This window comes from Maribacter sp., assembly GCF_016744255.1.
In the GTDB taxonomy this organism is placed as follows: Bacteria; Bacteroidota; Bacteroidia; order Flavobacteriales; family Flavobacteriaceae; genus Maribacter_B.
On record NZ_JADGES010000119.1, the window covers coordinates 1 to 9,820 of the forward strand.

Here is a 9,820-nt window from a genome sequence, read left to right on the forward strand (position 1 = left end):
CTATTTTAGTGGCCTCTTAAACAAAAGCTAATCAATCTTTTAATCGTTTATAGGACTTTGCGCCAAGAGAAAACAATCGATTACGGTATATGTTTTTTTTATAAAAAAAAGCAACTATACCCTATCATTGTACACTATTAAAAAAACCCTGATTAGCTTTTCTTTAAGTTCCCTAAATTTAAAAATATCGATTAGCCTATAATGCTTTACTTATAAAAATGAAAGCAGGAAACGAAATAAAAAATCTCAGAGAAGACATTCAAAAAACAACGGGCACCCACAATAGTAAGCTAGAAAACTATGCTATTTTTAACCATTTTCCGTTAAATAGCAAGCAATGCTTCTATGTCACAAATTGGCGATCAAGAGGTATTGTTTACGAAAAAGGTTTAGAAAATTTAACAGGTTATAAATTAAGTGAATTTAACACCGAAGACATCATTGCTTATACACACCCTGAGGATAGAGAATTGGTTAAAAATATTACTACAGGTGTTGTCTCTCATGTTATAAACATTCCTATTCAAAACAAAGAATCTCATTTATTACTTTCTTTTAGATTCTTAAAAAAAGATGGTACTTATAGCAAAATATTGGTGCAATCTTCTGTTTTAGAAAGAGACGATGAAGGGAAGATGATAAGTAACTTTTCTTTATTAACTGATATTTCTTTTATAGAAACCCATGACCGCGTAGAATGGGAATTTCATGCAAAAGAATTAGATTTAATTGCCTTTAAAAAAGTAATCTATAAACTCTATAGGGATTTTTACACGAAACGAGAGAAGGAAATTATTAACTTGATTGCAAAAAAATACACCTCAAAAGAAATAGCAAATCAACTATGCTTAAGTAAATTAACCGTACAAACACACCGAAAAAATATTTTAAGAAAAGCTAAATCTCACTCTACAGATGATGTTTTATCCTTTTGTAAAAAAAACGGTATTATAGGCTAAATAGCAGTTACATATTTTCTTAACTTTCCATCGAACTTGGGAAGCATGTATACTATAATTGATATTGAAACAACAGGGAATGGAATTAAGGGTAATAAAGTTACCGAAATTTCCATTTTTAAATACAATGGAAACGAGGTTATAGAAGAATTTACCAGTCTTGTAAACCCTGAATGTGATATCTCTTACTTTATAACCGGACTTACAGGAATAGATAATAATATGGTGCGCAATGCTCCTACACTAAAAGAAATTGCCCCTAAAATACTAGAAATCACTAAAGACACCATATTCGTAGCACATAGCGTTGGCTTTGATTATAATGTAATTAAAAACGAATTACAGAATATTGGCATAGAATATAGCCGTAAAAAACTCTGCACGGTTCGCTTATCTAGAAAATTAATACCTGGTTTTCAATCGTACAGTCTAGGAAAGCTGTGTTCTTCCTTAAACATACCTCTTAGCAATAGACATAGAGCACGTGGTGATGCCCACGCAACCTTACTTTTATTTAAAAAACTACAAAGAGCAGAAGGCGCCGAAGGGGTTTTTAAATCCTTTTTAAACAGTAAATCTCAAGAAAATACTCTACCTCCTTCTTTACCTAAAGAAGAATTTGATAATCTTCCAAGCCAGGCTGGAATTTATTATTTTAAAGATGCCAAAAACAAGAGTATTTATATTGGCAAAGCTATTAATATAAAGAAAAGAGTACTTAGTCATTTTTATAATAAGAGTACTAAAGAGATTGAAATGTGCACAAATACAGCACATTTAGATTTTGAAACTTCTGGAAGCGAACTATTAGCTTTATTAATGGAATCTGCTGCCATAAAAAAAGAAATGCCCATTTATAACAAAGCCAAAAAGAAAACTACCATGCAATATGGTATTTTTAGCTACGAAGATAGAAATGGGATTCTACATATAGCTTATAATAAAATAAAATTAATCCCAAATTCTGTACATCATTTTTTTAGTATAGCAGATTGTAGATTCGCTTTGGAAAAAATCTGTGAAGAATTTAACCTATGTCCTAAATACTGTCATCTACAAGAAGATATAGAGCAATGCTCTCATTATAAAATAAAAAAATGCAACGGAATTTGCCAACAAAAAGAAATACCTGAAACTTATAACAAACGTGTAAAACAAGCATTAGAGAGTATAGAAAATTCCCAAGAAACATATTTTATAAAAGAACAAGGAAGAGCAAAAGATGAATTTTCTGTAGTACTTGTAAATCAAGGAGAATATAAAGGTTATGGTTTTATACCAAAAGAAGAACAGATAAATAATTTAGAGGACGTAAGCGCTTTTATTATTCCACAAAAACACAATTTAGATGTTTTAAGAATTATACAAAGTTACGTGCAGAAAAAACCTAAAAATATTATTTCGGCTATAACTAATTATTAAAAACGACATAATTTTATTGAATATCCGTAAACACTCATAATGGCTAAATAAATCGTAATTTGTATAAAAACTCACTGATGAACATATTTAGTTTTACGGCTCATTTTGATAGCGAAGAGTCTTGTAGAGTGCATTTTAAAGAGGAGCGGGATAAAATTGGCGTTTCGTGCCATGCTTGTTCCCATACAGAACATTATTGGATAAAGAGTCGATGGAGTTATGAATGTAAGAAGTGTCGTTCTCGGACATCGTTGCGTAGTGGTACAATCATGCAGAGTTCAAACCTTCCTTTTTTACTTTGGTATAAAACTATGTTTTTAATGAGTGTTACAAAAAAAGGTTTTTCTACTAAAGAGATACAGAAACAGCTTGGTCTCAAACGTTATGAGCCAGTATGGGCTATGGTTCATAAACTTCGAAAGGCTATGGGTAATAGGGATGCTAGATATACACTTGAAGGAATGATTGAATTTGATGAAGGCTATTTTACTGTTGAGTCTACAGAACTAGAGAAAAGTAAAGGTAAGAGAGGACGTGGTTCGGCAGGAAAACAAAATGTCGCCATTTCTGCAGAATCTATTCCATTAGAAGACATTACTACAGGTAAGAAGTCAAAACATTGTAGATACTTCAAGGCTAAAGTACTAGAAACCCATAAAAAAGAAGAGGTAACGCAAAAACTTCAGAGCACACTCAAAGAATCAACCATAGTATTTAGTGATCAAAGTACTTCCTATGTGGATATTGCAGATTATATAGAGTTGCATATCTCTGAAAAATCAGATAAACAAACAACAATTGAAACTTTGCAATGGGTACATATAACAATCAGCAATGCAAAAAGAAACTTATTAGGGAATTATCATAAAATCAAAGGTAAATACCTTCAATTATACCTCAATGAATTCATATACAAGTTGAATAGACGCTATTTTGGAGAAAAATTATTCGACAGACTAGTGATAGAAGGCATTACAGGATTATGATAAATAACGGATATTCAATATTTTATTATAAAAAACAAAAGTTGGTGCCCTCAACACTTCTTTAAGGCACCAACTTACCACTAACCAATTTTTATATATTTTAAATACTTAATATGTAGCTTAATTCTTACTAAATATAAGTAAAATAATTTATAAAACAAACTTTATAGTTAGACATAAAAAAAATGAGTTAAAGTCTAATGCAACAACATTAAACTCTAACTCATCCGTAACAACAAGGTATGCCGTAATTTTTTCAGCTACACATCATCTTCCTTTTTTCCGCTATTCATAAAAATCAATAGAGCAGCAACTAAACCGACACAAACTAATCCAAAAATTCCTATCATGATAATACCATTGGTCCAATCTACTAGAGGTAACATATGTAACATTTTAATATTTTTTTATTTAATGTAAAATTAAGGCCTTAGCCAAATAAAGAATATGATAAAAGTCAGTATTCTGTTTTTTTTAAGCCTCTTCTAACTTTCACAGGCAAGCCTAATTAGCTTCTGCATGCAAGTACTACAATGTCGTAGGGCACACGAAGTTTGTTACAGCAACATCTGTGTTTTTTATTGCTGCGAAACCACCAGCAACATCTACAAGATTATGAATACCTCTGCTTTTTAATATAGACGCAGCAATAACAGAACGATACCCTCCAGCACAATGCACATAAAATGTACCCTTTTCTGGAAACTCTGCTAAATGGCTATTTAAATCACTTAAAGGCGTATTTATAGCGTCAACTATATGCTCTGACTGGAACTCACTTACTTTGCGAACATCAAAAACTGGTATTGTATTACTTTTTAATTCTTCCTGTATATCTGCTGCAGGAACAGACGAAATAGTATCAAAATCTTTTCCAGAATTCTTCCATGCTGCAATCCCTCCTTTTAGATAACCAATGGTACCATCAAAACCAACTCTTGATAAACGTGTAATTGCTTCTTCTTCTTTCCCATCCGGAATTACTAAAAGAATAGGTTGTTTTACATCTGCTATCAAGGCTCCTACCCATGGCGCAAAATCTCCATTCAATCCAATAAAGATAGAACGAGGAACATGCCCTTTTACAAATTCTGCTTGGTTTCTAACATCTAAAACTATAGCGCCAGTTTCATTAACTGCTACTTCAAAAGCCTTAGGAGATAAAGCCGTAGTACCTCTATCTAATACAACACTAATATCTTCGTACCCTTCTTTATTCATTTGAACGTTTAAAGGAAAGTATTTTGGCGGAGGCAACAAACCATCTGTAACTTCTTTTACAAACTCTTCCTTTGTCATATCTGGCCTAAGGGCATAGTTCATCTTCTTTTGATTCCCTAAAGTATCTACCGTTTCTTTCATCATGTTTTTTCCACAAGCAGAACCAGCTCCATGCGCAGGGTATACAATAACATCATCTGCTAGAGGCATAATTTTATTCCTTAAACTATCAAACAAAGTTTCTGCTAATTGCTCTTGCGTTAAATGAGCGGCTTTTTGGGCTAAATCTGGCCTACCAACATCTCCCAAAAACAAAGTATCTCCAGAAAAAATAGCGTAATCTTTACCATCCTTATCTCTTAACAAAAAGGTAGTACTTTCCATAGTATGCCCTGGAGTATGTAATGCTATTATTGTTAGCTCTCCTAATTTAAATTGTTGCCCGTCTTTAGCTATTATAGCATCAAAAGAAGGACTAGCTGTAGGCCCATAAATTATAGGAGCACCCGTTTTTTTAGATAAAGTAACATGACCACTAACAAAGTCTGCATGAAAATGCGTTTCAAAAATATACTTTACACTTGCGTTAGCATCTTCTGCCCTTTTAATATACGGCGCAACCTCTCTCAAAGGGTCTATAATGGCTACTTCTCCGTTACTTTCTATATAATAGGCTCCTTGCGCTAAACAACCTGTATAAATCTGTTCTATAATCATAATTATCAACTTATTAAGACAAAAATAGTGGTAAATAAATTCTTATTCAGTAACATTAGTTACCATATGTTTTATTCTGATGCGCTATCTTAATTCCTAATCCTTCTGTTATTTCGGGATTATTAAAATACGCTACAGCAGCATTCGTTTTTACAAATAGATTTTCTCTTTGTACTAAATCGATAATACCACTTGTAAAGATAATATCTCTTGTTGGTCCTATAGCACCTGCTATATAAAAGTTAATTTTTCTTTCTTGAAGTTCTAAAATCACCTTTTTTAACATATTAGCCGCCGTAGAATCTATATAGTTTATTGCTTCTGCATTTAATATTACACCTTTTAATGCAGGACCTTTAGCGTCTATATACTTAAACAGTTCTTTCTTAAAATAAGATGTATTGGCGAAATACAATTGCGCATCGAACCTAACAATTAATAAATCTTCTTGCAAAACAACATCATTCTCGAACCTATTTATATTCTTAAAATAATCGGTATCTTTTATTTGCCCTAATACAGCAAAATGTGGGTTAGAAGTTCTATAAACCATGAGTAACAAGGAAATTAAAACTCCTATTAAAATACCTTCTTTTATCCCTATAAAAAGCGTTGCCAAAAAAGTAACAAACAGCACAAAGAATTCATCTTTTCTATGAAACCATAATTGTTTAGCATAACTTAAATCTATAAGTTTAAAAACAGATACCATGATTATACTTGCTAAAACCGCATTTGGTAAATAATAAAAAATAGGGGTAAGATAAAGTAAAGTAACCACTACCATCAGTACAGAAAATAATGCTGCCAAATTGGTTTTTGCTCCTGCATCTCCGTTTATTGCAGATCTTGAAAAACTTGCCGTTACTGGATAGGCCTGAAAAAAAGAACCTATGATATTAGATGTTCCCAATGCCACTAACTCTTGATTAGGTTCTATGGTTTCTACTCCGGTTTTTTCTTCTAATGCTTTCCCTATAGAAATAGCTTCTAAATACCCCACCATTGCAATAGCCAAAGCCATTGGCCATAAATCGGACAGTAATTGCATATCTATTTCTGGTATTTTAAAAGATGGTAAACCACTAGGAACAGAACCCACTAATTTAACTCCATAATTTTCTAATTTTAAATAATACACACTAACAATACCTAATACTACAACAATGAGAATAGCTGGTATTTTTTTATTTATTTTCTTAAATAAAACTAGAATTACAATACCTATAAGACCAATTAAAAAATCATACAAATTGGTATCGCCTATTTTTTCAAATGCATTTATAATAAGTTGATGAAAAACACTACTGCCAACAATTTTTACTCCTAACAAATGTTTAAGTTGGCTAAATATAATTATTAGTGCTGCTGCAGAAGTAAAGCCACTAATAACGGGTCTAGATAGGTAATTTACCAAGAACCCCATTTTAAAAATTCCTAAAGTAAATTGAATTGCACCTACTAATAAGGTTAATACAATAACCATAGCTATATAATTCTCAATACCACTAATAGCCAAAGTACCTAAACTGGCAGCCACCAAAAGAGAATCCATCGCTACTGGACCTATTGCTATTTGTCTTGATGTTCCTAAAAAAACATAGGAAAGAACTGGCAACAAAGATGCATAAAGACCATAAACAGGAGGCAATCCTGCTATCATAGCATAAGCCATTCCTTGTGGAATAAGAATTACACCAACAGTAAGCCCTGCAAACAAGTCATTAAAAAAGAACTTCTTTTTATAATTTCCTAACCAAGCTATAATTGGAAAAAATCTATGCATAAAGCAAATTTAGCACATAATTATAGATAATAATGCTATTTACAATCCTAGATTTTCTATAAAACAAAAACTCTTAAAACCCTAGTAAACAGATAGATTAAAGGGGCTTAATTTCTTAAATCGCCAAGAAAAGAGTTTACTTTAGGCTTTGTAGGGTTACTAGCTGAACGTCTTAAAACAACAATTTGTCTTGCACGCCAAATATCATCTGCTATAGACCCACTAATCCGATTCTAAAAAGGAAATTCTTTAGTTCCATTTTTCGTTCAAAAACAATTTTATGCTTAGAAATATCTTTAGAATCCTTAAATAAGCCATCTACCATTCTAGAAACAATGGTTTCTGCGGTGTATTCTGTAGCAACTTCTGGAATTTTTTCGTATGGTAAGGAATCCGTCATAATTTCTTGAGAATTAATCGTACAATTGTACCAATTGTAAAAGAAAAACAATTTTTATTTTCATTAATTTTAAGTTTATATCGTAAACATACTACTCTATGATAAAGAATATTTAAAATTTAGTTTCTATTCCTACTCCTTAAAAAAACACTGAAAACGGGGAGTTATATTTCTTAATAAAGTCTGATTTTTGCTCCTAAATAAAAAACACTGCTATGATACTTAGAACAACCGAACATTTTAACCAAATAGGAAAAAAAAGAATCCCCAGCAAATGCCCAGATTGTGGAAATCAAGATTGTTTAGAACTGAATTTTTACCAGTCTAGTATTGAATCCGGATTCTTAATAACGGTATCAAAAAAGGTCACTGGAATGCTATTTTGTCATCATACCAAAACAGAAATTGCTCCTGTTTTGTGGACTGATGATATTGAAAATAGATTTGAAAATGAAAAATCTAAACTTCCTATTAAGCCTAAAAGCACAAAGGTTATCAAATCTTCTTTAGTTTTATTTTTAGCACCACTTTTAATTATAGGCGCAATCATTGGTTATCTTATGTGGCAAAACAAAAGCAATGCTGATCCAACAGAAAGTATTGAAAATACAAGTATTGGTGATAAGATCAAGGTAAATTATGCGGGTTCCGACACATGGCTCCTTATAAATGCTATAGATGGAGATACTTTATTTTTAAAACCACATAAAAATAGTACTACCGAAGAGGGCTCTAATGTAGATTTAGACAACTCTAACTTCACAGGAGAAACAATAAAAGCATCACTGCAACATTTTAGCGAAAGAAAATTTCAGCGCTATGAAGGAGAATATCTAAATTACTCAGGGTTTATTAAAGACGTTAAAAAACAAGAATAGTTATGGATAATATATACACTGGAAAATCGTCAAGAAACCCAAACAAGCCATTAATTTGGGCCTTAATACTAGGCATAGTTCTTATTGTATTTGGCGTAACTATCTATTTTGATTTGGCTGCTTGGGAAAACTCTAATGAAGAAAAGCATTTACATAGTCTTATTTGGGCAATATATGACATGGGCGGAAAGTTAGCTGTAGGTGCTGTGTTTAGTACTATAGGGCTATCCGTTATAGGTGTTGGTTACAAAAAAAGTAAAGACCTAAAAGAAATTGTAAAAAATGCGAAATATAATTAAAGAGTATCTTAACTAATGCAAAGCTCATTGCTGTTAAGCATAGAGGTTTAACTAATGTAATCGGTAAATTGTATTTAACCAGACACTTTATATGGTATATATTCCTAGAGAAAAATAACCTTAAAAGAATGGCTTTGATTTTGGATTAAGCATTATATAAATTTACAAAACGAAAAACAAATATTAATGATTTGTACATTATACTCGCATAAATTAGGGTTCGAAAAATTAGTAGCGTTATTAAAAATCAATATCCCAAAAGGGGAAATAACAACTTCTACCCTAAATGACTCTAAAGTAATTACAATAGAAATTAAAGGAGGGCTTTTCGCGGCCAATAGCCAATTACAAATAATTTATAGAGAAAGAATACAACCTGATTATAAAATACATGAAGAAGAAAATTGCCCTTTAAACGAAAACCTAAAAGGTCTTTATGGTTTTATTACATCCATACCATCAAATAACGAAAAGGTTAAAACGCTTTTTTTACAAAAAATTCAAACTATAAATTCTGAATTTTCTATTCAACAGAATAAAGGAAAGACTAAAGAGATTGAAAAATTAATTAAAAAAATATCTGTTGCTTTTGAGGCCATTATTTTTGCTCAACCAGAAACAGCAATCTCAAGATCTAACACGCAACATTTCTTAGATCAAAACACGAATTTAATCCTAGACCAAAATGGCAACTGTGAAATTGAAAATTTAAATGTTTCTATAAAATCTAAATACTATGATAAGGAACAAACAGATATTACGGAAGACCAGTTAAAAAGAAAAGAGGAAAATGAAATAATTCTGAAGAAAAATAACATTAAGATAAATGAAAATTTACCGTTTACAGAAAGTGTAAATGAAACCACAATACGATCCGTAAAAGAAATTACAGAAAGAATAACAATATTAACTGTCACAAATTCTGTTGCTTTTAATCATTTGTCAGCACCAGAGGCCGTTCTATATTTAATTGAAAATAATATCTCCGAACTACTTACCCCCAAAGAAAAAGATTTTCTTGATAACCCAACAGAAGACAAGAAAAGATACGAAACCTGGAAATGTGAAGGAATATGGACCTTAATGTGGGCACTTAACATTGTAGATGATTTAGGCTTTCCTAATGAAATGGCAGATCTAAATAATATTCCA

At 31.5% G+C, this 9,820-nt stretch carries 10 protein-coding genes; 6 read left to right on the forward strand and 4 right to left on the reverse strand.

The genetic code is table 11. From position 1 onward, the window contains the following. The first annotated feature begins 218 nt into the window (after positions 1-218). The 3 genes from QZZ51_RS14885 to QZZ51_RS14895 all read left to right on the forward strand — a co-directional run bounded on the left by QZZ51_RS14885 (position 219) and on the right by QZZ51_RS14895 (position 3,367). The gene (locus tag QZZ51_RS14885) at positions 219-959 is read left to right on the forward strand and encodes a LuxR C-terminal-related transcriptional regulator (RefSeq protein WP_291871080.1); all 741 of its coding nucleotides are present in this window, start codon (positions 219-221) and stop codon (positions 957-959) included. A 45-nt stretch (positions 960-1,004) separates the two neighbouring features. After that, positions 1,005-2,381 (forward strand): exonuclease domain-containing protein, encoded by a 1,377-nt coding sequence (locus QZZ51_RS14890; protein ID WP_291871082.1) that lies wholly within the window; start codon positions 1,005-1,007, stop codon positions 2,379-2,381. A gap of 77 nt (positions 2,382-2,458) precedes the next feature. After that, on the forward strand, positions 2,459-3,367 hold the full coding sequence (locus QZZ51_RS14895) for an IS1595 family transposase (RefSeq protein ID WP_291871084.1): 909 nt from the start codon (positions 2,459-2,461) through the stop codon (positions 3,365-3,367). Between the two features lie 260 nt (positions 3,368-3,627). Here QZZ51_RS14895 and QZZ51_RS14900 read toward each other — a convergent pair whose 3' ends face one another. From QZZ51_RS14900 to QZZ51_RS14915, 4 genes are all read right to left on the reverse strand, one after another. Continuing rightward, positions 3,628-3,753, reverse strand: coding sequence for a hypothetical protein (locus QZZ51_RS14900; RefSeq protein WP_291871086.1), 126 nt, complete (start codon positions 3,751-3,753; stop codon positions 3,628-3,630). A gap of 142 nt (positions 3,754-3,895) precedes the next feature. Further along, positions 3,896-5,305 carry an MBL fold metallo-hydrolase gene (locus QZZ51_RS14905; protein ID WP_291871088.1) on the reverse strand — a complete coding sequence of 470 codons (1,410 nt, stop codon included), beginning with the start codon at positions 5,303-5,305 and terminating at the stop codon, positions 3,896-3,898. A gap of 55 nt (positions 5,306-5,360) precedes the next feature. Next, positions 5,361-7,091: a solute carrier family 26 protein gene (locus QZZ51_RS14910; protein ID WP_291871090.1), complete on the reverse strand. Its 1,731-nt coding sequence runs from the start codon at positions 7,089-7,091 to the stop codon at positions 5,361-5,363. Positions 7,092-7,302: 211 nt separating this feature from the next. Further along, on the reverse strand, positions 7,303-7,491 hold the full coding sequence (locus QZZ51_RS14915) for a hypothetical protein (protein ID WP_291871092.1): 189 nt from the start codon (positions 7,489-7,491) through the stop codon (positions 7,303-7,305). A 215-nt stretch (positions 7,492-7,706) separates the two neighbouring features. On the opposite strand from QZZ51_RS14915, the gene QZZ51_RS14920 reads away from it, so the two are divergent. The 3 genes from QZZ51_RS14920 to QZZ51_RS14930 form a co-directional block, all read left to right on the forward strand. Continuing rightward, positions 7,707-8,369 (forward strand): hypothetical protein, encoded by a 663-nt coding sequence (locus QZZ51_RS14920; protein ID WP_291871093.1) that lies wholly within the window; start codon positions 7,707-7,709, stop codon positions 8,367-8,369. Positions 8,370-8,371: 2 nt separating this feature from the next. Next, a complete protein-coding gene (locus QZZ51_RS14925) occupies positions 8,372-8,668 on the forward strand; it encodes a hypothetical protein (RefSeq protein ID WP_291871095.1) in 297 nt (98 codons plus the stop codon). 186 nt (positions 8,669-8,854) lie between these two features. Then, a partial coding sequence (locus tag QZZ51_RS14930) for a DUF4272 domain-containing protein (RefSeq protein WP_291871097.1) occupies positions 8,855-9,820 on the forward strand: 966 nt, incomplete at its 3' end.

What these genes read in the sequence shown, in the direction of transcription:
- QZZ51_RS14890 (WP_291871082.1), top strand. Translation starts at nt 1,005, where the DNA reads ATGTATACTATAATTGATATTGAAACAACAGGGAATGGAATTAAGGGT.
- QZZ51_RS14900 (WP_291871086.1), bottom strand. Translation starts at nt 3,753, where the DNA reads ATGTTACCTCTAGTAGATTGGACCAATGGTATTATCATGATAGGAATT.
- QZZ51_RS14910 (WP_291871090.1), bottom strand. Translation starts at nt 7,091, where the DNA reads ATGCATAGATTTTTTCCAATTATAGCTTGGTTAGGAAATTATAAAAAG.
- QZZ51_RS14895 (WP_291871084.1), top strand. Translation starts at nt 2,459, where the DNA reads ATGAACATATTTAGTTTTACGGCTCATTTTGATAGCGAAGAGTCTTGT.
- QZZ51_RS14915 (WP_291871092.1), bottom strand. Translation starts at nt 7,491, where the DNA reads ATGACGGATTCCTTACCATACGAAAAAATTCCAGAAGTTGCTACAGAA.
- QZZ51_RS14920 (WP_291871093.1), top strand. Translation starts at nt 7,707, where the DNA reads ATGATACTTAGAACAACCGAACATTTTAACCAAATAGGAAAAAAAAGA.
- QZZ51_RS14905 (WP_291871088.1), bottom strand. Translation starts at nt 5,305, where the DNA reads ATGATTATAGAACAGATTTATACAGGTTGTTTAGCGCAAGGAGCCTAT.
- QZZ51_RS14925 (WP_291871095.1), top strand. Translation starts at nt 8,372, where the DNA reads ATGGATAATATATACACTGGAAAATCGTCAAGAAACCCAAACAAGCCA.
- QZZ51_RS14885 (WP_291871080.1), top strand. Translation starts at nt 219, where the DNA reads ATGAAAGCAGGAAACGAAATAAAAAATCTCAGAGAAGACATTCAAAAA.